The organism is Aquincola sp. J276, assembly GCF_024700035.1.
Classification (GTDB): domain Bacteria; phylum Pseudomonadota; class Gammaproteobacteria; order Burkholderiales; family Burkholderiaceae_C; genus Aquincola; species Aquincola tertiaricarbonis.
This window is the reverse complement of sequence record NZ_JAJONC010000001.1, coordinates 3660483-3684438: the sequence shown is the minus strand read 5'-3', so window position 1 is coordinate 3684438 and position 23956 is coordinate 3660483. Positions and strand designations below refer to the sequence as shown.

General features: G+C 71.6%; 22 protein-coding genes. 5 read left to right on the top strand and 17 right to left on the bottom strand.

The window, feature by feature from the left end; translation table 11 throughout:
• Positions 1-26 precede the first annotated feature (26 nt).
• From secB to LRS14_RS17140, 3 genes are all read right to left on the bottom strand, one after another.
• Entirely contained in the window at positions 27-500 is a 474-nt protein-coding gene (gene secB / locus LRS14_RS17150) for a protein-export chaperone SecB (RefSeq protein WP_046115721.1), read from the bottom strand.
• An 89-nt stretch (positions 501-589) separates the two neighbouring features.
• Positions 590-847, bottom strand: coding sequence for a glutaredoxin 3 (grxC, locus tag LRS14_RS17145; RefSeq protein ID WP_257800281.1), 258 nt, complete (start codon positions 845-847; stop codon positions 590-592).
• Between the two features lie 81 nt (positions 848-928).
• On the bottom strand, positions 929-1351 hold the full coding sequence (locus tag LRS14_RS17140) for a rhodanese-like domain-containing protein (RefSeq protein ID WP_046115723.1): 423 nt from the start codon (positions 1349-1351) through the stop codon (positions 929-931).
• Positions 1352-1432: 81 nt separating this feature from the next.
• Here LRS14_RS17140 and gpmA point away from each other — a divergent pair, with 81 nt between their 5' ends.
• Positions 1433-2179 carry a 2,3-diphosphoglycerate-dependent phosphoglycerate mutase gene (gene gpmA, locus LRS14_RS17135; protein ID WP_046115724.1) on the top strand — a complete coding sequence of 249 codons (747 nt, stop codon included), beginning with the start codon at positions 1433-1435 and terminating at the stop codon, positions 2177-2179.
• A gap of 3 nt (positions 2180-2182) precedes the next feature.
• Here the strand turns inward: gpmA and LRS14_RS17130 are convergent, their stop codons facing one another.
• The 6 genes from LRS14_RS17130 to LRS14_RS17105 are packed head-to-tail and all read right to left on the bottom strand — an operon-like array spanning position 2183 to position 6716.
• A complete protein-coding gene (locus tag LRS14_RS17130; protein WP_257800280.1) occupies positions 2183-2935 on the bottom strand; it encodes a 1-acyl-sn-glycerol-3-phosphate acyltransferase in 753 nt (250 codons plus the stop codon).
• Positions 2932-4248: a dihydroorotase gene (locus LRS14_RS17125; RefSeq protein ID WP_257800279.1), complete on the bottom strand. Its 1317-nt coding sequence runs from the start codon at positions 4246-4248 to the stop codon at positions 2932-2934. Before LRS14_RS17125 ends, LRS14_RS17130 begins: the two co-directional genes overlap by 4 nt.
• Positions 4245-5198, bottom strand: a complete 954-nt coding sequence (locus LRS14_RS17120) for an aspartate carbamoyltransferase catalytic subunit (RefSeq protein WP_259376505.1) — start codon at positions 5196-5198, stop codon at positions 4245-4247. Before LRS14_RS17120 ends, LRS14_RS17125 begins: the two co-directional genes overlap by 4 nt.
• Positions 5199-5203: 5 nt before the next feature.
• Entirely contained in the window at positions 5204-5716 is a 513-nt protein-coding gene (pyrR, locus tag LRS14_RS17115) for a bifunctional pyr operon transcriptional regulator/uracil phosphoribosyltransferase PyrR (RefSeq protein ID WP_257800277.1), read from the bottom strand.
• Positions 5713-6135 carry a Holliday junction resolvase RuvX gene (gene ruvX, locus LRS14_RS17110; RefSeq protein WP_046115729.1) on the bottom strand — a complete coding sequence of 141 codons (423 nt, stop codon included), beginning with the start codon at positions 6133-6135 and terminating at the stop codon, positions 5713-5715. The genes pyrR and ruvX overlap by 4 nt, the downstream gene beginning before the upstream one ends.
• A complete protein-coding gene (locus tag LRS14_RS17105) occupies positions 6132-6716 on the bottom strand; it encodes a YqgE/AlgH family protein (RefSeq protein WP_046115730.1) in 585 nt (194 codons plus the stop codon). The genes ruvX and LRS14_RS17105 overlap by 4 nt, the downstream gene beginning before the upstream one ends.
• An 82-nt stretch (positions 6717-6798) precedes the next feature.
• Between LRS14_RS17105 and LRS14_RS17100 the strand changes: the two genes are divergently transcribed.
• Positions 6799-8022, top strand: coding sequence for an SAM-dependent methyltransferase (locus LRS14_RS17100; protein ID WP_257800276.1), 1224 nt, complete (start codon positions 6799-6801; stop codon positions 8020-8022).
• Positions 8019-9494 carry a deoxyribodipyrimidine photo-lyase gene (locus tag LRS14_RS17095; protein ID WP_257800275.1) on the top strand — a complete coding sequence of 492 codons (1476 nt, stop codon included), beginning with the start codon at positions 8019-8021 and terminating at the stop codon, positions 9492-9494. Before LRS14_RS17100 ends, LRS14_RS17095 begins: the two co-directional genes overlap by 4 nt.
• A gap of 25 nt (positions 9495-9519) precedes the next feature.
• Here LRS14_RS17095 and LRS14_RS17090 read toward each other — a convergent pair whose 3' ends face one another.
• The 6 genes from LRS14_RS17090 to LRS14_RS17065 all read right to left on the bottom strand — a co-directional run bounded on the left by LRS14_RS17090 (position 9520) and on the right by LRS14_RS17065 (position 19996).
• Complete coding sequence (locus LRS14_RS17090) at positions 9520-15828, bottom strand: Hpt domain-containing protein (protein WP_257800274.1); 6309 nt, start codon at positions 15826-15828, stop codon at positions 9520-9522.
• Between the two features lie 31 nt (positions 15829-15859).
• Positions 15860-18346 (bottom strand): methyl-accepting chemotaxis protein, encoded by a 2487-nt coding sequence (locus tag LRS14_RS17085; RefSeq protein WP_257800273.1) that lies wholly within the window; start codon positions 18344-18346, stop codon positions 15860-15862.
• 35 nt (positions 18347-18381) lie between these two features.
• Positions 18382-18930: a chemotaxis protein CheW gene (locus tag LRS14_RS17080; protein ID WP_046115733.1), complete on the bottom strand. Its 549-nt coding sequence runs from the start codon at positions 18928-18930 to the stop codon at positions 18382-18384.
• A 21-nt stretch (positions 18931-18951) separates the two neighbouring features.
• Positions 18952-19317 (bottom strand): PleD family two-component system response regulator, encoded by a 366-nt coding sequence (locus LRS14_RS17075; RefSeq protein WP_046115734.1) that lies wholly within the window; start codon positions 19315-19317, stop codon positions 18952-18954.
• 27 nt (positions 19318-19344) lie between these two features.
• Complete coding sequence (locus LRS14_RS17070; protein ID WP_310733676.1) at positions 19345-19761, bottom strand: response regulator; 417 nt, start codon at positions 19759-19761, stop codon at positions 19345-19347.
• A gap of 82 nt (positions 19762-19843) precedes the next feature.
• Positions 19844-19996, bottom strand: a complete 153-nt coding sequence (locus tag LRS14_RS17065) for a rubredoxin (protein ID WP_046115735.1) — start codon at positions 19994-19996, stop codon at positions 19844-19846.
• Between the two features lie 178 nt (positions 19997-20174).
• Here LRS14_RS17065 and LRS14_RS17060 point away from each other — a divergent pair, with 178 nt between their 5' ends.
• Positions 20175-21134, top strand: coding sequence for a bifunctional hydroxymethylpyrimidine kinase/phosphomethylpyrimidine kinase (locus LRS14_RS17060; protein ID WP_046115736.1), 960 nt, complete (start codon positions 20175-20177; stop codon positions 21132-21134).
• 20 nt (positions 21135-21154) lie between these two features.
• A complete protein-coding gene (gene hemL / locus LRS14_RS17055; RefSeq protein ID WP_257800272.1) occupies positions 21155-22450 on the top strand; it encodes a glutamate-1-semialdehyde 2,1-aminomutase in 1296 nt (431 codons plus the stop codon).
• 543 nt (positions 22451-22993) lie between these two features.
• Here hemL and LRS14_RS17050 read toward each other — a convergent pair.
• Both LRS14_RS17050 and LRS14_RS17045 read right to left on the bottom strand, forming a co-directional pair.
• On the bottom strand, positions 22994-23470 hold the full coding sequence (locus LRS14_RS17050; protein WP_257800271.1) for a DUF6152 family protein: 477 nt from the start codon (positions 23468-23470) through the stop codon (positions 22994-22996).
• Between the two features lie 22 nt (positions 23471-23492).
• Positions 23493-23915, bottom strand: coding sequence for a hypothetical protein (locus LRS14_RS17045; RefSeq protein WP_257800270.1), 423 nt, complete (start codon positions 23913-23915; stop codon positions 23493-23495).
• Positions 23916-23956: the final 41 nt, after the last annotated feature.

The window sequence follows — 23956 nt, the reverse complement described above, 5'->3', positions numbered from 1 at the left end:
CAGCGCCCTCACGCCGCACCCGAGGCTCAGTTCAGGCTGGTGATGATGCCCGAGCCGTTCGCGCCGGCTTGCTGCTGCTGCTGGGCTTCGAACATGGCCTGGAAATTGACTTCCGACAGCACCACCGGCGGGAAGCCGGCGCGGGTGCAGACGTCGGAGACGATGGCGCGCAGGTACGGGTACACCATGCCCGGGCAGGCGATGCCGATGATGGCCTGCATCTGGTCCTGCGGCAGGTTGCGGATCTCGAAGATGCCGGCTTGCTTGGCCTCGATCAGGAACAGCGTCTTCTCGCCGATCTTGGTGGTGACGGTGGCCGTCACGCAGACCTCGAACACGCCCTCGGCGATCGGCTCGGCCGACACGCCCAGGTTGATGTCGACCTGTGGCTGGACCTGCTGCTCGCGCAGGATCTGCGGCGAGTTGGGTTGCTCCAGCGACAGGTCCTTCAGGTACATGCGCTGGATCTGGAACACGGGGGTCAGTTCTTGCTCGGCCATGGTGAGTTCATCCAAGAAAACAAAACCCGCAGGCTGCGGGCTTGATCGCGGATTATGGCGTGCGCGAATGACGCCCCGTGCGGGGCCGCTCAGGCGCCCAGCAGGGGCAGCAGGCCGCCGGCGCGGTCCAGCGCGATGAGGTCGTCGCAGCCACCCACGTGCTTGTCGCCGATGAAGATCTGCGGCACCGTGCGGCGGCCGGTGAGCTCGATCATCGTGTCCCGTTCGGCCGGCTGCAGGTCGATGCGGATCTCGTCGATCTCCTTCACGCCGCGCTGCGCAAGCAGCTGCTTGGCGCGGATGCAGTAAGGGCAGACCTGGGTGGTGTACATGCGGACGGTGTTCATGACTCGATTGTCATGAAGTGCCGCCCCGCGGGCAGCACCGCCGGCCAAAGCCTCATGCGCCGTGCAGGCTCTGGCCGGTGTTCAGGCCGATTTCTCGATCGGCAGGCTGGCATCGCGCCAGGCGTTCAGGCCGCCCACCACGGTGCGCACGTCGGCATAGCCGGCCTTGCGCAGCATGCCCGCGGCCCGGTTGACGTTGACGCCCGGACCCCCGATGACCAGTAGCGGCAGTGTCTTGTTGGCCGGCAGGCCCTTGGGCGCGGATTCCAGCGTGGACAGCGGCACGTTGCGCGCGCCGATGGCATGGCCGGCGGCATAGGCCGCGGCTTCGCTGACGTCGATCAGCGTGGCCTTCTCGCGGTTGATGAGGCGTACCGCCTCACCGGTGGGCACGGCGTTGGGGCCGCCGCCGGCCGCAGCCTGCTTCAGCGTGGGCAGCATCAACAACCCGCCGGAGACGATGGCGACGAGCACGAGGTACCAATTGGCGATCAGGAATTGCACGGGTGGGCCAGCGGGAGCGAAAGACGCGAATTATAGAATTCGCCCCCTTTCCTCCCTCTGCCCCTCGGGCCCGACCGCGCCATGTACAAGCTCGTGCTGATCCGCCACGGCGAATCCACCTGGAACCTCGAGAACCGCTTCACCGGTTGGACCGACGTGCCGCTGACCGCCACCGGCGTGGCCCAGGCCCAGCAGTCGGGCGACCTGCTGCGCGAGGCCGGCTACGAGTTCGATGTGGCCTACACCTCGGTGCTCAAGCGCGCCATCTGGACGCTGTGGCACTGCCTGGACCGCATGGACCGCACCTGGCTGCCGGTGGTCAAGGACTGGCGCCTGAACGAGCGCCACTACGGCGGCCTGCAGGGCCTGAACAAGGCCGAGACGGCCAAGCAGTACGGCGACGAGCAGGTGCTGGTCTGGCGCCGCAGCTACGACACGCCGCCGCCGGCACTGGAAGCGGGCGATCCGCGCAGCGAGCGCGGCGACCTGCGCTACGCGCAGCTCGACCCCGCCCAGGTGCCGCTGACCGAATGCCTCAAGGACACCGTGGCCCGCGTGCTGCCGCTGTGGCACGAGACGCTGGCACCGGCCATCCAGAGCGGCCAGCGCATCGTCATCGCGGCGCACGGCAACAGCATCCGCGCGCTGGTGAAGTACCTGGACAACATCAGCGACGACGACATCGTGGGCCTCAACATCCCCAACGGCATTCCGCTGGTGTACGAGCTGGACGCCGACCTGAAGCCCATCAAGAGCTACTACCTGGGCGACGCCGAAGCCGCCGCCAAGGCCGCCGCGGCCGTGGCCGCACAAGGCAAGAAGAGCTGATCTTCAGCCGCGCTGCAGCGCCTGCTCGACCTGCTGCTGCAACGCCGCCGCCAGCGCCCGCCGGTCGGCATGGGCGCTGGCCTGCGAAGGCAGCCAGCGCACCCGCACCGTGAGGCCGCGAGCACTCACGATGTTCCACACGCTCTGCAGCAGCGTGGTGTTGCCGACGAACTCCGCCGCCGGGCTCACCGCATGCAGCGGGTCGGCATAGCGCAGCACCGCCGGCTGGATCGGCGTGGCGGTGGTGATCGCCGCATGCAGCAGGTTGGCATGGAAGGGCAGCACGCCCTGTCCGTCGGAGGTGGTGCCTTCGGGGAAGACCGCCACGCACTGGCCGGCCTGCAAGGCCTCGGCCATCTGGTGCACCACGCGCAGTGCATCCCGCTTGCTGGCACGCTCGATGAACAAGGTGCCCACGCTGCGCACCAGCCAGCCGACCACCGGCCAGCCCAGCACGTCGGCCTTGGAGACGAAGCGGGCCTGCGGGCAGCAGGCATGCAGCGCGGCAATGTCCAGCCAGGACACATGGTTGGCCACCACCAGGCCGGCACCCGCGCGCGGATGGCCTTCCACCACCAGCGCGACGCCCAGCGCCTTCAGCACGCCGGCTGACCAGCGTTGGATCTCGCGGTGCCGCCCAGCCGCGTCCAGCGACGGGAACTTCAGCGCAACGATGGCCACGCCCTTGAGCAGCTGCAGCAGCGCCCGCAGCAGCCGCCAGGCCGCGCGTGGCGCACTCACCCTCGGGAAGCTCAAGCGGCGGCCGTGCTGTCTTCGTAGGCCACCGTGCCGGCCACCAATGTGGCCTTGACGCGGCCCGGCAGCTCGAAGCCGGTGTGCTCGGGCGCGAACGGCGTGTGCTTGCCCTGGCTCTTCAGGGCGGAGGGCTTGGCCTGCCAGCGCTCGTCGAGGTCGAACACGCACACGTCGGCCACGCCGCCTTCCACCAGCCGGCCGGCACTGGCCGACAGCGAACCCAGCGAGGCGCCCAGCGCCCGCACCGGCTCGCTGGTGATGGTGGCCAGCGCACGCAGCAGGCCGGCGCCGCTGTCGTCGCCCCATTTCAGCGCCAGCGGCAGGAGAAGCTCCAGCCCGGTGGCGCCGGGCGTGGCCTCGGCGAAGGGCAGCGTCTTCTCGTCCGCGCTCACCGGGTTGTGGTCGCTGACCAGCGCGTCCAGCGTGCCGTCGGCCAGCGCGGCGCGCAGCGCGTCGCGGTCGCGGCCCTGGCGCAGCGGCGGCGTCACGCGCATGGCCGAGTTGAAGTAGCCGATGTCCACGTCGGTCAGGTGCAGCGAGTTGATGCTGACGTCGGCCGTGACCGGCAGGCCCTCGGCCTTGGCCGCGCGCACCAGGGCCACGCCCGCCGCACTGGAAATGCGGCACAGGTGCACCCGCGCGCCGGTGGAGCGCACCAGCTCGAACAGCGTGTGCAGCGCGATGGTCTCGGCCATCGCCGGCACGCCGGCCAGGCCCAGCCGCGTGGCCACGGCACCGCTGGCGGCCACGCCCTTGCCCAGCCACGCATCCTGCGGCCGCACCCAGACGGTGTAGCCGTAGGTGGCGGCATAGAGCAACGCGCGCTGCATCACCAGCGTGTCGGCGATGGGCACCTCGGCCTGCGAGAAGCCGACGCAGCCGGCCTCGGTCAGCTCGGCCATCTCGGTCAGCACCTCGCCGGCCAGGCCGCGGGTCAGCGCGCCCAGCGGGAACAGCCGGCAGCGGCTCAGCTTGCGGGCGCGGAACTTCAGCATCTCGACCAGGCCGGGCTCGTCCAGCGCGGGGTCGGTGTCCGGCGGGCACACCAGGCTGGTGACGCCGCCGGCGGCCGCCGCGGCCAGCTCGCTTTCCAGCATGCCTTCGTGCTCGTGGCCGGGCTCGCGCAGGCGGGCCGCCAGGTCGACCAGGCCGGGCGCGACGATGCGGCCGGTGGCGTCGATGCGGCGGTCGGCCGCGAAGTCGCCGGCCTTGCCGATGGACACGATGCGGTCGGAGGCGATGGCGATGTCGGTGACTTCGTCGCGGCCCGAGGCCGGGTCGATCACGCGGCCGTTCTGGATCAGGATCTTCATGCCTCGTTCCCAGCAATGATGCTCATGACCGCCATGCGCACCGCGATGCCGAAGGTCACTTGCGGAAGGATCACGCTCTGCGTGCCGTCGGCCACGGTGGAGTCGATCTCCACGCCGCGGTTGATCGGCCCCGGGTGCATCACGATGGCGTCGGGCTTGGCCAGCGCCAGCTTCTCGGGCGTGAGGCCGAAGCTCTTGAAGAACTCGCCGGCGCTGGGCAGCATCGCGCCGCTCATGCGCTCGTTCTGCAGCCGCAGCATGATGATCACGTCGGCATCACGGATGCCCTCGGCCATGTCGTGGCACACCCGCACGCCCATCTGCGCCAGGTCGGCCGGCACCAGCGTCTTGGGGCCCACCGCGCGGATCTCGGGCACGCCCAGGGTGGTGAGTGCATGGATGTCGGAGCGGGCCACGCGCGAGTGCACGATGTCGCCCACCACCGCCACCGTGAGGTTGCGGAAGTCCTTCTTGAAGTGCCGGATGGTGTACATGTCCAGCAGGCCCTGCGTGGGGTGCGCATGGCGGCCGTCGCCGGCATTGACCACATGCACGTGCGGCGCGCAGTGCTGGGCGATCAGGTAGGGCGCGCCGCTTTCGCTGTGGCGCACCACGAACATGTCGGCATGCATGGCCGACAGGTTGGCGATTGTGTCCAGCAGGCTCTCGCCCTTGGCGGTGCTGCTGCGCGCGATGTCCAGGTTCAGCACGTCGGCCGACAGCCGCTTGGCCGCGATCTCGAAGGTGGTGCGGGTGCGGGTGCTGTTCTCGAAGAACAGGTTGAACACGCTCTTGCCGCGCAGCAGCGGCACCTTCTTCACGTCGCGGTCGTTCACGCTGAGGAAGGTGCCCGCGGTGTCCAGGATCTGCGTGACGACGTCGCGCGGCAGGCCCTCGATGGACAGCAGGTGGATCAGCTCGCCGTGCTTGTTGAGTTGCGGATTCTTCATGCGTGTCACTCCCCGGCCCCGGTCGCTTCCACCGCGAAGCGCAGCCGCCCGTCGTCGTGACGGGCCAGCGACAGGCGCTGCGTGGCCGGCAGCGTGAGCCGCGCGGCGGCATAGGCCGCTTGTATAGGCAACTCGCGCCCGCCGCGGTCCACCAGCACTGCCAGCGTCACGCTGGCCGGGCGGCCGAAGTCGAACAGCTCGTTGACCACCGCGCGGATGGTGCGGCCGGTGTAGAGCACGTCGTCCACCAGCACGATGTGCTTGCCGTCGATCTCGAAAGGCAGCCGGGTGGCGTCGACGCCGGCGGCCATGCCGCGCTGGCCGAAGTCGTCGCGGTGCAGGGCGCTAGAGATCACGCCGTGCTCGCCGGGCAGGCCCAGGTCGGCCTGCAGCCGCTCGGCCAGCCAGGCGCCGCCGGACCACACGCCCACCAGCACCGCGCCGGGCTGCAGCAGCCCGCGCACGCCGTTGCGCAGCTCGGCATAAAGCGCCTCGGCGTCGAGGGACAGAGTACTCATGGTTGGGCTCTCAGAAACTGGTCAAGGATGATCGCGGCCGAGGCCGCATCCACGTCGGCGGCGCCGCCGGCCAGGGCCTCGGTGGTGCTGTAGCGCTCGTCCACCTCGTGCACCGGCAAGCGCAGCCGGCCATGCAGCTGGCGGGCGAAGCGCTGCGCGCGGCGGGTATTGTCGTGCGGCGTGCCGTCGGGGTGCAGCGGCACGCCCACCACCAGCGCATCGGGCTGCCACTCGCGCACCAGCTTCTCGATGGCGGCAAAGCGCGCGTCGCCCTCGGCCGCGATGGTCTTCAGCGGCGTGGCACTGCGCAGCAGCGTGTTGCCGCTGGCCACGCCCACGCGGCGCGTGCCGTAGTCGAAAGCGAGAAAGGAACGGGTGGCGGGCGGCGCAGGGCGGGGGGCGTCGGGCTGGTCGCTCACGCGTGCCCCGCCTCCCCGCTCAGCATGCGCGGGTCGATGCCCAGCAGCGACAAGGCCTTGTCGTAGCGCTGCGCGATCGGCGTGTCGAAGATGACTTCGGGCGTGGCATTGACGGTCAGCCAGCCGTTGCGGCCGATCTCTTCCTCGAGCTGGCCGGCGCCCCAGCCGCTGTAGCCCAGCGTGACCAGGATCTTGCGCGGGCCGGCACCGTTGGACAGCGCTTCCAGCACGTCCTTGCTGGTGGTCATCTCCAGCTCGCCGCCGGGGATGGCCATGGTGGAGTTGTAGTGGCCGCCGCTGCCGGAGAGCTTCTCGTGCAGCACGAAGCCGCGCTCGGTCTGCACCGGGCCGCCGAAGTACACCGGCGCGTCGGCCAGGTCTTCGCGCTCCAGCGGCAGCTCCACCTTCTCGAACAGGTTGCGCAGCTTGATGTCGATCGGCTTGTTGATCACCAGGCCTAGCGCACCGCGTTCGGTGTGCTCGCACAGGTACACCACGGCGCCGACAAAGTTCTCGTCGGCCATGCCGGGCATGGCGATCAGGAACTGATTCGTGAGATTGATGCGGGCGCTGTCGGCCATGCGGGGGATTCTAGTGCGGCCCGACCGGTGCTATGGCGGGCCCGATAATCGCCAAGGCCTTCCCGCCCCTGCTGCCCACCCCATGACCGCGCCTGCCGACACCGTACCCACCGACCGCTTCTTCGCGCTGCTGGCCGAGAGCCTGGCCGCGGGCACGCTGGCCAAGCTGGTGCTGGGCAAGTACCACGGCCCCGAGGCCGACCTGCAGCGGCTGACCGCGCGGCCGGTGCTGCTGCGCGGCCAGCCGCACCTGAGCTTCGTCTACACCCACCGCACCAAGGACATCACCAAGAACCACCCGGTGGACGAGGCGATGGCGCTGCTGCGCGGGCTGGCCGGCCCGGCCTTCGGCCACGCCCACCTGCTGACCACCGCGGAAGACGTGCAGCTGCTGTTCAGCCGCAAGGGCAAGCCCGCACTGGTGCGCCGGCCCACCGCGCAGCCGCGCGAGGCGGCCGTGGCCCACGACCGCGAAAAGCACCGCTTCCTCGACCTGGGCCGGCCCTTCCTGCGCGAGCTGGGTGTGACCGACGCGCAGCACAAGCTGGTGCCGGCGATGTCGCGCAAGTGGAAGCAGATCAACAAGTTCGTCGAGGTGCTGGACCATGCCTTCGACGGCAGTGCGCTGGCACAGGGCAGCGCGCCGGTGAAGGTGCTGGACTTCGGCTCCGGCAAGGGCTACCTCACCTTCGCGGTGCACGACTACCTGAGCCACACCCGCGGCCGGCCCGCCGAGGTCATCGGCGTCGAGCTGCGCGAGGACATGGTGCAGCTGTGCGAAGGCGCGGCCCGCAAGCTCGATTTGGCCGGGCTGCACTTCAGGCTCGGCGACGTGGGCAGCATCGAGACCGGCCCCACCGACGTGATGATCGCGCTGCATGCCTGCGACACCGCCACCGACCATGCGCTGCACCGCGGCATCACGGCCGGCGCTTCCATCATCCTCAGCGCGCCCTGCTGCCACAAGCAGATCCGCCCGCAGATGAAGAGCCCGGCGCTGCTGCAGCCGATGCTGCAGCACGGCATCCACCTGGGCCAGCAGGCCGAGATGGTGACCGACAGCCTGCGCGCGCTGCTGCTGGAAGCGCATGGCTATGCCACGCAGGTGTTCGAGTTCATCTCGCTGGAGCACACCAGCAAGAACAAGATGATCCTGGCGGTCAAGCGCCCCGGCCTGCCGGCGGCGAAGCGGCAGGCGCTGCGGGCGCAGATCGCGGAGATCAAGGCCTTCTACGGCATCCGCGAGCACTGCCTGGAGACGCTGCTCGACGCCCGCAGCCCGGCGCCCGAGGCCACGCCCGCATGAAGGCGCTGGATGCGGCGCTGATGTGGTTCCGGCGCGACCTGCGGGCCGAGGACAACGCCGCCCTCTTCCATGCGCTGAAGGCAGCGCGCCAGGTGCATTGCGTGTTCATCTTCGACAGCACGATCCTGGACGAACTGCCGCGCGCCGACCGCCGGGTGGAGTTCATCCGCGACAGCCTGGTGGGCCTGGACGCCCAGCTGCGCTCGATGGCCGCCGCACACGGCGTGGACGGCGCCGGCCTGATCGTGCGCCACGGCGTGGCGGTGCAGGAGCTGCCGCGGCTGGCCGACCAGCTGCATGTGCAGGCCGTCTACACCAACCACGACGACGCGCCCTATGCGCTGGAGCGCGATGCCAAGGTGCGCGGCGCGCTGGCCAACCTGGGCATCAGCTTCCACACCAGCAAGGACCATGTGGTGTTCGAGCGCTCGGAGGTGCTGACCGCCACCGGCAGCCCGTACAGCGTGTTCACGCCCTACAAGAACGCCTGGCTGAAGAAGGTCGACGACTTCTACCTCAGCGCCTACCCCGTCTCGCGCCATGCGGGTGCGCTGGCGCCGCGGCCCGATGGCGATTGCTCCGAGGTGCCTTCGCTGGAGGACATCGGCTTCCAGCGCACCAACCTGCATGAACTCAAGCTGCCCAGCGGGCCGGTGGGCGCGCTGGAGCTGATGGCCGACTTCCGCGAACGGATGGACCGCTACGACGACGCCCGCAACTATCCGTCGGTGAAGGGGCCGAGCTACATGGGCCCGCACCTGCGCTTCGGCACGGTGTCGGTGCGGCAGCTGGCGCGCGAGGCACATGCGCTGGCGGGCCAGGGCTCGCGGGGCGCGGCGACCTGGTTGTCGGAGCTGATCTGGCGCGACTTCTACCACCAGATCCTGCACCACCATCCGCATGTGGTGGGCCATGCCTACAAGCCCGAATACGACGCCATCAAGTGGGACCACGGCAAGGCCGCCGACGCGCTGTTCGCCGCCTGGTGCGAAGGCCGCACCGGCTACCCGCTGGTGGACGCGGCCATGCACCAGCTGAATCAGACCGGCTACATGCACAACCGGCTGCGCATGGTGACGGCCAGCTTCCTGTGCAAGGACCTGGGCATCGACTGGCGCCGCGGCGAGGCCTACTTCGCGCTGCACCTGAACGACTACGACCTGGCCGCCAACAACGGCGGCTGGCAGTGGGCCGCTTCCACGGGCTGCGATGCGCAGCCCTACTTCCGCATCTTCAACCCGGTGTCGCAGAGCGAGAAGTTCGATGCGGACGGCAAGTTCATCCGCCGCTACCTGCCGCCACTGGCGCGGCTGCCCGACAAGCTGATCCATGCGCCGTGGCTGGCCACGCCGATCGAGCTGGCCGCCGCGGGCGTGACGCTGGGCAAGGACTACCCGCGCCCGGTGGTGGACCACAACGAGGCGCGGGCCAGGACCCTGGAGCGCTTCTCGGTGGTGAAACGCCCCGCATGAAGCGGGGCGGCCGGGCGGGGCCGAGTCACCCGGGCTGCGAAGCCTCGGCCGCGTAGCGCGCCACCAGGGCCAGCAGCTGCTCTTCCGAGTAGGGCTTGCCCAGGTAGTGGTCCACGCCCAGCTCGGCCGCCACGTCGCGGTGCTTCTGGGCGATGCGCGAGGTGATCATCACCACCGGCAGGTCGCGCAGGCGCTCGTCGGCGCGCAGGTTGCGCACCAGGTCGAAGCCGTCCATGCGCGGCATCTCGATGTCGGTCAGCAGCACCGCGGGGCGCTCGCCGGCCAGCTTCTCCAGGCCTTCCAGCCCGTCCTTGGCCAGCGCCACGCGGTAGCCCTCGCGCTGCAGCAGCCGCTGCGTCACGCGGCGCACCGTCAGCGAATCGTCCACCACCAGCACCAGAGGCGCCAGCGGTGCGACGGGTGCCGCAGCCGAGGCGGCCGGCTGGCCAGCCTGCCCCGCCTCGCGGGCCGCGGCCTGGGCACCGTCGCCGTACAGGCTGGCCAGCGCCACCGGGTTGTAGATCAGCGTCGGCGCGCCGGAGGCCAGCAGCGTGACGCCCACCAGGCCCGGCAGCCGCGAGAGCTGCGCGCCCAGGTTCTTGACCACCACCTCGTGGTTGCCGACCACCTCGTCCACATGCAGCACCACGCGCTGCTGCGCGCTGCGGATGACCACCAGCGCCTGCGTGCGTGACGCGTCCACGCCGCGCGGGCTGCCGTGCAGCAGGGCGCCCAGCCAGAAGAAGGGCAGCCCCTGGTCGCCGACCTGGCATTGCCCGCTGGCATAGGCCTGCGCCACCTCGGCAGCGGGCACGCGGCGCACCGCCTCCACCAGCGGCGAGGGCACGGCCACCGTGAGGTCGCCGGCACGCAGCATCACCACCTGCGTCACCGCGGTGGTCAGCGGCAGCACCAGGCGGAAGCTGGTGCCCTGGCCCCAACTCGTCGCGGTCTCGATGCGGCCGCCCATGGCCACGACCTCGCTGCGCACCACGTCCATGCCCACGCCGCGGCCGGCCAGCTCGGTCACTTCGCGGGCGGTGGTCAGGCCGGGCGCGAACACCAGCTGCGCCAGCTCGCCATCGCTCACCGCCGCGTCAGGGCCGATCAGCCCCAGCTCCATGCCGCGCTGGCGCAGGCCCAGCAGGTCGAGACCGCCGCCGTCGTCGCGCACCTCCACGCCCACCTCGTTGCCCGCATGGCTGAGCGAGACGGTGATGCGGCCCACCGGGTCCTTGCCCCGCTGCGCCCGCAGCTCGGCCGGCTCGATGCCGTGCACCACGCAGTTGCGCAGCAGGTGCTCGAAGGCACCCGTCATGCGGTCCAGCACGCCACGGTCCACCTCGATGGCGCCGCCGACGATGTCCAGCCGCACCTGCTTGCCGGTCTCCTTGCTGGCCTGGCGCACCACGCGGTAGAGGCGATCGGCGATGCCCTCGAACTCCACCATGCGGGTGCGCAGCAGGTCGTCCTGCAGGTCGCGCGTGAGGCGGCCCTGCGCGGCCAGCTCGTCCTCGGCGGTCTGCAGGCTGCGCTGCAGGCTGCGCTGCACCGTGGCCACGTCGTTGACCGACTCGGCCATCATCCGCGTGAGCTCCTGGAAGCGCGTGAAGCGGTCCATCTCCAGCGGATCGAAGCTCTGCGCGGCCTTGGCCGCCTCGATGCGCGAGCTGATTTGCGTCTCGGCCTGCAGCTCCAGGTCACGCAGCTGGCGGCGCAGGCGCTCCAGGTTCTCGGTCAGGTCGCCCAGCGAATGCTTCATCGTCACCAGCTCGGTGTCGATGCGCGAGCGGGTGATCGACACCTCGCCGGCATGGTTGACCAGCCGGTCCAGCAGCGGCGCGCGCACGCGCACCGGGGCCTGCTGTGCCGGCGCGGCCAATGGCGCCGCCGGCACGTCGGCCGGCTGGGCGGGCGCGGCGAAGCGCGACCAGTCGATGGCCGAAGGCTCGGGCTGCGGCTGTGCCTGCGGCGGCGCGGGCAACGTGAACAGCGGCTGGGGCGCCTGCATCGTCGGCAGCGGCTCCGGCGGCACGGGCTGCAGCGGCGGCAGCTCAGGCAGCGCCTGCTCGGGCGAGGCATCGATGGTGAAGCCGAAGCCGGTGTCCACCGCCGGTTCCGGCTCGCCGCGCTGCAGACCTTCGAAGGTGCTGTTCAGCGCATCGACACGGGCCTGCAGCGCCTCCACGTCGGCCGCGGCCACCAGCTCGCGTGCCAGCAGGTGCTCGATGGCGGTTTCCAGCCGGTGCGCCATCTCGCCCAGTCGCATGGCGCCGGCCAGGCGGGCACCGCCCTTGAGCGTGTGCAGCGTGCGCATGCAGGCCGATGCGCCAGCCGGATCGTCGGGGCGCTGCGCCCAGTCGCGCAGGCGGGCGGCCAACTGCGGCAGCAGCTCCTGCGCCTCTTCCTCGAAGATGGGAAACAGCTCGGCATCCACCGCGTCGACGGCGTCGATGCTGTCCTCGTCGTCCAGCGCCAGCGCGCCGGCACGCGGTGCCTCGAAGACCGGCTCGGGGGCCAGCGGCTTGACCTCGACACCGGGCAGCGCGTCGGCGATCGGGATGAGGTCGGGCTGGGGCTCGGGCTCGGGCTCCGGCTCCGGCTCCGGCTCCGGCTCCGGCTCCGGCTCGGGCTCGGGCTCGGGCGCTGCGGCCGCATCGCCGGCCAGGTGGTGCCAGTCGCTGCCGTCGTCCAGGCGGCCAGGCAGCGTGCCGCTGCCGGTGTCCAGCACCTGCTCCGCGGCCAGCGGGGCGGCGGCTTCGGCCAGCTGCCGCTCGCAGGCCTGCAGCCGCTGGATCAGCTCCGGCGACGGGCTGCGCAGGAAGCCGGCGGCGAACTGGTGCAGCAGATGACGGATCTCGTCGCTGACCTGGTTGAACAGCCGCGAGGTGGCGCCATCGCCCTGCCCCAGCGCCTGCGCATGGGCCAGCGTGTGTTCCAGCAGGCGCGCCAGCTGGGACAGCTCGGCAAAGCCCACCGTGGCCGAATTGCCGGCCAGCGAATGCGCCAGCGAGACCGCCGTCTCGCCCACCGGGCGGTGCAGCTCCAGCGCCCATTCGGCCAGCTCGATGCCCAGGCGACGCGACTGCTCGTCGGCCTCGGCCAGGAAGATGTTGAACAGCGCCTGCGGCACCGCCAGGTCGCCGACCATCTTGTAGTCGTCGGCCGGCGGGGCCGCCGGCTGCGGCTCGGGCAGCGCATCGGCCTCGGGCGTGCCGAAGTCCAGCGCCAGCCAGTCGTCGGCCGGCACCGGCGGCAGCCCGGGCAGCGCCAGCGACGGCGGCGGCTCGGCGGCCGGCTCGGACAGCGGGGTGATGCTGAAGTCGGGCCAGGCATCCACCAGGGTGGACACCTCGGGCTCGGGCAGTGCTTCCACTGCAGGCTCGGCCACCGGAGCGTCGGGCTGCGCGAGCGGCTCCGGCTCGCCGGGCAGGTCCAGGTCGGGCAGCAGCGCCATCGGCGAAGTCATCAGCGGCTGCAGCTCGGGGGCGCGTGCGGCCTGCGTCGGGTCCGGCAGGTCGAAGCCGAAGTCCAGGTCCAGCGCATCCGCCGACGGCAGGTCGGGCACCGCGGCCAGCAGCGGTGCGGTGTCGGCCAGCGGCGGCGTGGCCGGCTCGGGCAGCACCAGCGGCGGGGTGCGGTCCACCGGCTCGGTGAGCACGGCTTCCAGCGCGCCGTATTCCGACTGGCCGCCCGCATCCACCAGGGGCACCGGGCCGGTGATCGGCTCGGGCAGCTCGCCGGGCTGGCTGTCGGCCAGGCCGTCGTCGGTGGCGGCGGCCACCGAGGGCAGGAACAGCGGCTCGCGCCGGCCCTGCAGCCGCATCGCGTCGGCCACCTGCTGCACCGGCTGCGGCGCATGGCCGCCGGCGCGGCCCTCGGCCAGCGCCTGCACCCAGTCGGCCAGGTAGTCCAGCAGCTCGGCGGTGACGGCCAGCAGGTCGTCGTCGGCCGGCAGGTGGCTGGCCAGGCGGGCGTTGTAGAGCTGTTCGGCGGCCCAGGCGGCCTCGCCGAACGCGTTCAGGCCGACCATGCGACCACTGCCCTTGAGCGTGTGGAAGGCCCGGCGCAGCACCGTCATGCGGCCGAGGTCGTCGCGGTGCAGCGCCAGGCCCTGCAGCGCGGCGGCGGCCGCCTCGAACACCTCGCGCGCCTCTTCCAGGAAGACCTCGCGCATCTCGGCGTCGTCGTCGCCGAAGCCTTCGGTGACGGGCAGCGCAGCGGCCGGCGCGGGCGCCGGCTCGGGCTCGGGTTGCGGCGCAAGCGACGGCAGCTCGGGCAGGTCCAGGTCGAGCGTGGCGGCGGGCTCGGGCGACGTCGGCGCGGGGGCCTGCAGCGCCAACAGCGGCGCATCGGCCGGCTCGGCCGGCCAGTCCAGCGTCAGATCGGGCAATGCGGCCGGCTCGGCGGGCACGGGCTGCGGCGGCTGCGCGGTGGCGGGCTCCGGCGCCCAGGGCACGGCGGGCTCCAGCACCGGCGGCGGTGGCGGTGGCACCACCGTGGCCTCGGGCTCGGTCGGGGTCGGCGCTGCGACCTCGTCGGGGATGGCCGCCACGGCCGGGGCCGCCATGCGGTGCGCCGCGCCGCTGCCCACGTTGGAGCGCAGCAGGCCGCTGTCGGCATCGAAGCTGAACAGCGACTTGGCCACCTGCGGCTGCACGCTCAGCATGTCGATCAGGAAGCCCAGCATGCCGAGGTTGGCGGCCAGGCGGTCGAAGCGCTGCACGTCGGCACCGGCATCGCCGCCGGCATGCAGCAGCGCATCGACGTCGTCGCGCATGCGCAGCACGGCCTGGCTGGCATGGTCGAAGCCCAGCACCGACAGCACGCCACGCATCGCCTGCAGCTGGCCGGGCACCGGCATCAGCGGCTCCACCGCCTGCGGCGTGCGGAAGTACAGGTCGATCTGCTTTTCGCTCTCGGCCAGCGAGGCACGCAGTTCCTGCACCACGCTGCCCATGGTCTGCCGGTCGGACACCCGCCGGTACAGCGATTCCATCCAGCCTTCCAGCGGCTGCGCGGCTGCGCCGCCGCGGGCGGCGTCGATGCGCTCGGCCAGCCGCTGCACGCGCTGGATCTCGTCGGGGCGGTCGAAATCCGCGTCCTCCAGCGAGGCGTCCACGTACAGCACGCTGGTCGCCACCTCCATCGCCAGCCCGGCCGGCGGCGCCTGGCCGCTGTCGGCGGTGCCGGCCACGGCGTCGTGCAGCGCAGCGGCCAGGCGCTCGCCGCCCGGGAACAGGCGGCGCAGCGATTCCCCCACCAGCGCGAACAGTTCGCCGATGCCGTTGAGCCGGTGCAGTTCACCGCCCGCCACGGCCGACCAGGCATCCCGCGCCACCGCCACGCGCTTGCGCGCCTGCGACACCCAGGCGGGATCGAAGCGGCCCAGCCGGCTGGTCTCGTAGTCCACCGCCGGCAGCACCGGCAGGCCCCAGGCCTCGCGCACCGCGGCCAGCCGCGGCGCGGCCGTGCCTTCGGCGGCCGGCAGGGCCTGCGCGCAGAAGAACAGCAGGTCGTGCGCCAGCCGCTGGGTGGCCGGGCTGGCGGCCAGCGCGTGGGCATCCCGCTCGCCGGCACGCAGCTGCGCCATCAGCCGGGCGGCGATGCGCTTGGTGTGCATGTCGGTGCGCAGCAGCCGCGCGGCCTGTGCCTCGAAGAAGGCGCCGGCCAGCTTCCACAACGTGGCCGCATGCTGGTGGCGGGTGCCGGCGCCCAGGCCGGCGAACAGGTCGCTCAGCTGCCGGGCGGCCGGGCCGTCGGGCTGGCGCATCATGGCCAGCGTCTGGGTTTCCACCGCGGCGCGGGCATCGGCATCCAGCGGCCGCGGCTCGGCCGCGGCGTCGGCCGGCATTTCGCGCCAGCGCCATTCCACCGGCCACAGGTCGGCCGGGTGCGCCCGCTCGGCGCCGGCCAGTTCCTGCACCGCGCGGTACTGCGGAAACAGCAGCAGCGGCGACACCGGCTTGCCGGCCAGCAGCCGCTGCAGGTAGTCCAGCAGCGCGAAGGAAGCGAACTCGATGGTGTCCACCGCCGCGGCGTTCAGCTTGCGCTGGCCCACCTGCTGCGCCAGCGCCTGCTCCGCCGCGCGCAACAGCACGGCGGCCGACGGCAGGCCGATCAGCTCCAGCGCGCCGGTGCCCTGGTGGAAGGCCTGTTGCGCCTGGCGCAGCAGGGCCGGGTCGCCGCCAGCGGCGTCGGTGCCGGCGTCGGCCTCCTTCAGGTGGCGGCGCAGCGACTTGTGCGCCAGCTCCAGCGAACGCCGCAGTTCTTCATGCACCCAGGACAGCGCGGTGAGGTCTTCGGTGTGGTCGCGCGACAGGTGCGCAGGCATGGCAGCGGACATGGATTCGGCGCCCGCGGCGTCAGTTGATCTTGAACCGGGCCACGGACTGGCTCAGCTCCTCGGCGGTGCGCGACAGCTCGCGCACCATCTGCGAGGTGGAACGGGTGCCTTCGCCGGTCTGCTCGGTCACCGCGAAGATGTGCTGGATGTTGGCAGCCACCACGTTGGCGCCCTGCGCCTCGCTCAGCGCCTGGGCGGAGATCTGGGCGATCAGCTCGGCCAGGCGGCGGGTCACCCGCTCGATGTCGGCCAGCGCGGAGCCGGCGGCGTCGGACAGGCGAGTGCTTTCCACCACGCCCTGGGTGGAATGCTCCATCGCGGCCACCGCATCCTGGGTGTCGGTCTGGATGGTGCGCACCAGCGCGGCGATCTGCCGCGTGGCGTCGGCCGAGCGCTCGGCCAGCCGCTGCACTTCCTCGGCCACCACGGTGAAGCCGCGGCCCGCCTCGCCGGCCGAAGCGGCCTGGATCGCGGCGTTCAGCGCCAGCACGTTGGTCTGCTCGGTGATGTCGGAGATCAGCTCGGTGATCTCGCCGATCTCCTGCGAGCTTTCGCCCAGCCGCTTGATGCGCTTGGAGGTCTCCTGGATCTGGTCGCGCATGGTGTTCATGCCGCCGATGGTGTCCTGCACCGCGGCGCGGCCCGATTCGGCCGCCGCCAGCGACTGGGCTGCCACCTCGGCGGTCTGCTGCGCCTGCGCCGACACCTCGTTGATGCGGCCGGCCATCTGCAGCACGGCCTCGCCGGTCTCGTGGATCTCGCGCAGCTGCTCGGTGGATGCGGCCAGCAGCTCGGTGGAGGTGTCCTCCACCTTCTGCGTGGTCTCGGTCAGGCGGCCGGCGGCGGCCTGCACCTGGGCCACCAGCGAGCGCAGTTCCTCCACCGTGTAGTTCACCGAGTCGGCAATGGCGCCGGTGATGTCCTCCGTCACCGTGGCCTGCTGCGTCAGGTCGCCCTCGGCCACCAGCTGCAGCTCGTTCATCAGGCGCAGGATGGCGGCCTGGTTGGCATCGTTGACGCGCTTGGCCTGCTGCTCCTGGCGCTCGGCCTCGGCCCGCTGGGCCTGCGCCAGCCGGGCCTGTTCGCCCTGGTCGCGCACATACAGCCGCACGAAGCCGCCACCGCCGAGCAGCGCGAGCAGCAGCCCGCCGCCGATCAGCGGCAGCGCGGCGCCCAGGCCGGCGGCCGCGGCACCTTCGCTGACGCCGGGCAGCGCCTCCAGCGCCTGGCGCAGCGGCTCCACGTCGGCCACCACGGCGGCCTGGGCCTGGCGCGCGGCCAGCAACGCCGGCAGCCGCGGCAGCACCGCCTCGGCCTGCATGCGCAGCGGCTCGTAGGCGGCCAGCAGCGTGGCGATGCGCTCGCGCAGCGCGGCATCGCGGGTGCCGGGCAAGCCCAGTTCGGCATTGCCTTCCAGCAGCAGGTTGGCGGTGTCGCGCAGCGCCGGCAGGTCCTTGCCCAGCAGCACCACCGCCTCGGGACCCAGGCCTTCGGGCGTGGCGTATTCGCCGGCATTGCGGCCCAGGCGCTGGGTGAGCATCGGCAGCTGGCTGGCCACTGCCAGCTCGGCAGCCGAGGCACCGGCCTGCACCTTGCCGCTGACCACCGCCTGCGCGGCTTCCAGCAGCTGGCCCGACTGGCGCGCCACGCGGCGCAGCGCCTGGCCGGCCTGCTGCAAGCCTTCCTGCTGCGACAGCACGCTGCCGGTGTTCTGCACGATGCGCTCGGCCAACGGCAGCACCGTGGCCGCCTGCTCGGCCGACAGCGGCTGGGCCAGCCTGCGCACGGTGGTGCCCAGCTGGTCGCGGCTGGCTTCGGCGGCGGCGAAGGCATCGGCCTGGCCGGCCACCGCCAGCGGCAGCACCCGCGCCAGGCGTTGCGAATGCGCCAGCGCCTGGCCCACCGCGTTGAGCTGCTGGCTGCCGCGGCTGGCCGACCCCAGCGCCAGCACCACGCCCACGATCAGCATCAGCAGGCCACCCAGCATCAGCAGCGCCAGCATGTTCCGCTGGCGCGACACCGGCCAGCGGCCGATCAGCGGCAGGCCGCTGCCGGCATCGCCGGCCGCGGGCGCGGGCACCGGTTCGTTGAAGCGGCTTTCCAGGTCGTCGTCCGCGAGCTCGGACGGCCGGCTCTCGGCGATCAGCGACGCCGGGCCGGCCACGGGAGCAGGCGCCGGCGCGGGCCGCGCGGCCGGGGCCGACGCGGTGCTGGCCACCGGCGCGCGCGGCGCGACGACCGGGCCGGCCGAGACCGGCGGCGCCAGCCCGGCGCCGGTGCGCGGAAAGTTGGTGGCGGTGGCCGCGAACGGCTCGTCGTCGTCCAGCGGCGCGGGCCGCGTGGGCAGCGGCGTGGCCGGGTACGGCGCGCCGATGTCCATGTCCAGGTCGATGTCGGGCGCCTCCGGCGTGGGCCGGCCGAAGTCCTCGCCCACCTGGGTCACCGGGCCTGCCGGGTCTGCCGCCTGTCCATCGCCCTTGGTCTTGTACTGATCGAGAAAACTCATTGCTTCACCCCGGGGCTGACTCGTGTGCTCGGGCGCTACTGGCCCGCGATGGCAAGGAACTGAGGATCGTCGGCCAGGGCCGACAGCAGGATCTCCTGCCAGGCGCGCCCTTCGGCGTCCCGGAAGCGTGCGCCGGCGAAGGCCGGGCGGACGGGCCCCTGGGCTTCATCGGCAGCGGCGCTCTCGCGCTTGAGCTGGCTCTCGTTGCGCAGGCCGGCCAGGCGCTCCACCAGCAGCGCGCAGTTCAGGCCGCCGGCCGCGTTCAGCGCCACCAGCCGGGCCGGGTCGCGCGTGCCCTCGCGGGCGGTCTCGGTGCGGCCCAAGCCCAGGAAGGCGGCCAGGTCGACCACGCCATGCAGGCCGCCGCGCAGGTTGGCCACGCCGACGAACCAGGGCTTGGCATGCGGCACCGGCAGCAGCGTGGCCAGCGGGAAGATCTCGCCCGCCTGCTGCAGGGGGAACAGCAGCCCATGGCCGTGGCACTCCACCGCCAGCCAGGACGCCACCTGCTGCTGCGTGCGGGCCGCCTGCAGGCGATCGGCCAGGCGGGCATGCAGTTCGCGCAGGGCTTCGCGGTTGGCCATCGTGTGCGGTGCGCGCTCAGGCTAGTCGAAGGCGCGGATCTTGGCGATCAGCTCGTCCGCATCCACCGGCTTGACGACGTAGTCGCGTGCACCCTGGCGCAGGCCCCAGACCTTGTCGGTCTCCTGGTTCTTGCTGGTGCACATGATGACCGGCACGCCGGAAAAGCGCGGGTCGCGGGTGATCGAGCGGGTGAGCTGGAAGCCGTTCTGGCCCGGCATCACGACGTCCATCAGGATCAGGTCGGGCAGGTCCTCGCCCAGGCGGCGCAGCGCCTCGTCGCCGTTCTCGGCCGTGCGCACCGCATAGCCGCGGCGGCCCAGCAGGTCCGACAGGTGGTACAGCTCGGTCTTGGAGTCGTCCACCACCAGGATCTTGCGGATCGTCATGTCGTTGTTCCTTGGCCGGGCGGGGCGTCAGGCGGGGCGCCGGTGCTGCGCCACGGCGCGCAGCAGCTGTTCCTTGGTGAACGGCTTGGTCAGGTAGTCCTCCGAGCCCACCATGCGGCCGCGAGCCTTGTCGAACAGCCCGTCCTTGGACGACAGCATGATCACCGGCACATGGGCGAAGCGGGGGTTGCGCTTGATGATGGCGCAGGTCTGGTAGCCGTCCAGCCGCGGCATCAGGATGTCGCAGAAGATCAGCTCGGGCTCATGGTCGTTGACCTTGGCCAGCGCATCGAAGCCGTCCTCGGCCAGCACCACCTCGTGTCCGCCCTGGCGCAGGAAGATCTCTGCGCTCCGGCGGATGGTATTGCTGTCGTCGATCACGAGCACCTTGGCCGCCGTGGGCGGCGCAGCGGTCTCGGACAGGGTGGGAAACGGGTCGCTCACGGGCGAATCTCCTTCACGCACGCCGGCGCCGATGCTGCGGCGGGGCGGGCAGACTGCAAGGCCGCCCTCCTGGGCCGGTCCGTCAGATCTGGACCATCTCGAAGTCTTCCTTGCGAGCGCCGCATTCGGGGCATACCCAGTTCATGGGCACGTCGGCCCACTTGGTACCCGGCGCAATGCCGTGTTCGGGGTCGCCGGCGGATTCGTCATAAATCCAGCCGCAGATCAGGCACATCCAGGTTGCGGGTTCGCTCACGTTATGCAGTCAATCACTACAATAAAGGGGCATTGTAGCCACGCGGTTTTGCGAAAAGCTGAGACCGTGCAGGTACATGCAACACATTCTTGAAACTCCTCTGGAGGTTATCGGCACCCTGCTGCTGCCCTTGAGAGGACGTACCGGATCCCACCCCATGAACCCCCAAAACCAACCGCCCCCGGCCGACGAAGTGGCCGAAGAAGGCGTCGCACCGGCCTGCGTGATGAGCTTCAACGCCAGCGACGCCAGCGGTGCCGGCGGCCTGGCCGGCGACATCGCCACCATCGCGGCGATGGGCGCCCATGCGCTGCCGGTGGTCACGGCCATCGTCATGCGCGACACGGCGGAGATCTTCGACCGCCACGAGATCGAGGGCGACGTGGTGGCCGAGCAGGCCCGCGGCATCCTGGAGGACGTGACCATCGCCGGCTGGAAGGTCGGCTTCCTCGGCTCGGCCGAAGGCGTGAGCGCCGTGGCCGAGGTGCTGAGCGACTACCCCGACGTGCCGCTGGTGGCCTACATGCCCAACCTCGGCTGGCTGGAGGAGGACGACCACCAGAGCTACGTGGACGCCTACCGCGAGCTCATCCTGCCGCAGACCGAGGTGCTGGTCGGCAACCACAAGACGCTGACCGACTTCCTGCTGCCCGACTGGGACAACGAGCGCCCACCCTCGGCGCGCGAGCTGGCCGTGGCCGCCGGCGAGCACGGCACGCGCTTCGTGCTGGTCACCGGCGTGATGCTGCCGGCCAAGGCCAAGGGCACCGAGCAATGGGTGGACAACGTGCTGGCCTCGCCGCAAGGCGCGCTCACCGGCGAGAAGTTCGAGCGCTTCGAGGCCAGCTTCGTGGGCGCCGGCGACACGCTGTCGGCCGCGCTGGCCTCGTTGCTGGCCGCCGGCAGCGAGCTTCAGGCCGCAGTGGGCGAGGCCCTGGCCTTCCTGGACAACAGCCTGGACGCGGGCTTCCGCCCCGGCATGGGCAACGTCATCCCCGACCGCTTCTTCTGGGCCCTGCCGCCCGGCGAGGAGGAGGAAGGCGAGCCCGGCGAAGACCCCGGCTCCGGCCCGCAGGGCGAGCCCGACGGCAGCAACCTGCCTAGACAAGTGCATTGATCCTTTCGCCTGCAGCACCCATGACCGACAAGAACGCTGAACTCTTCGAACGCGCGCAGCGCGTGATCCCCGGCGGCGTGAATTCGCCGGTGCGCGCCTTCCGCGCCGTGGGCGGCACGCCGCGCTTCATCCAGCGCGCGCAGGGGCCCTACATCTTCGATGCCGAGGGCAAGCGCTACATCGACTACATCGGCTCCTGGGGCCCGATGATCCTGGGCCATGGCCACCCCGCGGTGCTGGAAGCAGTGCAGAAGGCCGCGCTGGAGGGCTTCAGCTTCGGCGCGCCCACCGAGCGCGAGATCGAGCTGGCCGAGGAGATCATCTCCCTGGTGCCCAGCGTGGAGCAGGTGCGGCTGGTGAGCAGCGGCACCGAGGCCGCGATGAGCGCCATCCGCCTGGCGCGGGGCGCCACCGGCCGGCCGATGCTCATCAAGTTCGAGGGTTGCTACCACGGCCATGCGGATGCGCTGCTGGTCAAGGGCGGCTCGGGCATGGCCACCTTCGGCCACCCCACCAGCGCCGGCGTGCCGCCCGAGGTGGTGCAGCACACGCTGGTGCTGGAGTACAACAACCTGGAGCAGCTGGAAGAAGCCTTCGCGCTGCACGGCGACCAGCTGGCCTGCGTGATGATCGAGCCGATCGCCGGCAACATGAACTTCGTGCGGGCGCAGGTGCCCTTCGTCAAGCGCCTGCGTGAGCTGTGCACCGAGCACGGCGCGCTGCTGGCCTTCGACGAGGTGATGACCGGCTTCCGCGTGGCGCTGGGCGGCGCCCAGAGCCTGTATGGACAACTGATCCCGGGCTTCCAGCCCGACATCAGCGTGTTCGGCAAGGTGATCGGCGGCGGCATGCCGCTGGCGGCCTTCGGCGCCTCACGCGCTGTGATGAGCCTGCTGGCGCCGCTGGGCCCGGTCTACCAGGCCGGCACGCTGTCGGGCAACCCGGTGGCCACGGCCTGCGGCCTGGCCACGCTGCGCGAGATCCGCAAGCCCGGCTTCTTCGAAGCCCTCTCGGCCCGCACGGGCGAGCTGGTGCAGGGCCTGCAGGGCGCCGCGCAGAAGGCCGGCGTGCCGATGGTGTTCGACCACCAGGGCGGCATGTTCGGCTTCTTCTTCGCGAATGAGCTGCCGCAGCACTACAACGCGGTGCTGGCCACCGACAAGGAGCGCTTCAACCGCTTCTTCCACGCGATGCTCGATCGCGGCGTGTACCTGGCGCCTGCGTTGTACGAGGCCGGGTTCGTGAGCGCTGCCCACACGGCCGACGACATTGCGGCGACGGTGGCGGCGGCGGGTGAGGCACTGGCTGAGGGTTGAGGCTCGTGCTTATGCGCGGAGGTGACATGCCGGGTGTGCGCTGTTTGCGCAGGGCCGTGCGGGCCGGCCCGGGGGCTTAGCTTCCGCGGTCGGTGCTGCGCATGGAGGTGCCTTGGCACGGCGCCACGGTCTGCCGCTACCGTGCTGCGCCGTCGGCCGCGGCCGCGGCACGGCAGAGCGTGCTTGCCGGCGAGGCGGCGGCAGCAGCCTTTTCGCACCCGCAGAGCAGAGCCGCGCGGGGGCGGTGCCCGGCGGGGCGATTTGTGGGGTGGCGAGGAGCGCAGCGCCGAGGTCGGCGCGCGCCGCGCGCTTCGTGAACTGACTCGCGGCCGACTGTTTGAGCGGCAGTGAGCGAAGCGAACGAGAGCGAGTTGGGCCGCGCGACCTCGGCGTGAGCACCGCAGCGAAGTCCGGCCCGCAGGGCCGGACCACCCCAGCATGAGCCCCGCCGGGCACCGCCCCCCGCGTGGCGGCCGAACAAGACGGCGCCTGCGGCCTGTGCGGCCGAAGGCAACGGGAGCAACGCCGAATGCCACCCGGCCCTCAAGCCGGCGACGACCTCAGGCCGTAAGCCTTGCCGCCCACCCACACGTATTCAGCGCGCAGCACCGGGTCGCCCTTTTCGCCGGTGAAGGTGAAGCCCAGCACCGCCACGTCGGTGCCTTCGGCGATCGGCGGCATGCCCCAGGCCTGCAGCCGGGTGAGCGGCGCGAGCTCGATGGTCCATCGCCTGTCGTTGCGCGTGGGCAGCCGGGCGGCCTGAAGCAGCGCCGGGCCGTCCACTGGCGACGCCTGCGCCGGCACCGGGCGCTGGGCCAGGTCGGCCGGCAGCTGCAGGTTCGGCGGGCGTTCCAGCGTCAGCTCCGCATGCGGATTGCGCCAGGCCACCTGCACGGCCTTGCCCTCCAGGTACAACGGCCTCTGCTGGTCGAAACTGCTCCAGCCATGGTGCGCCCAGGCGCTGCGCGCCAGCATCAGCGCGCCCGGCACGGCGATTGCGAGAACCTGTCTGCGTTGCATGTGTACTCCTTGCTTGCAAGCGTCAATAAGCCAGCCACCGACCGCAGATGATGACCGCCAGCCAAAGCCCCAGCGAAAGCGCGGTCTGCCCGCGGGCGAAGCCGTCCAGCCGCTGCAGGCCGCCGCGGGAGTGGAAGAGCAGCGCATTCAGCCCCGCCAGCATCACCAGCCCCAGCTTGACGATGAACAGCCGGTTGGCCAGCAGCTCGGCCGGCTGGCTGCCGAACATCATCAGCCCGCTGCCCAGCACCAGGCAGAAGCCCAGCACCGTTACTGTCAGCGCCAGCCGCGCCAGCGGCCCCACGGGCAAAGTCGCGGCCAGGCCCCACACGCGCAGCTCCAGCAGCACCAGCGGGCCCACCAGCAGCGCGATGCCGGCGATGTGCACCACCTCCAGCGCCGGATACAGCCAGGCGTGCTCCGCAATCCAGGTCAATCCTTGCACCGCGGCCTCCCCGGGCAGGCAATGGACCGCCTCCTAGAATC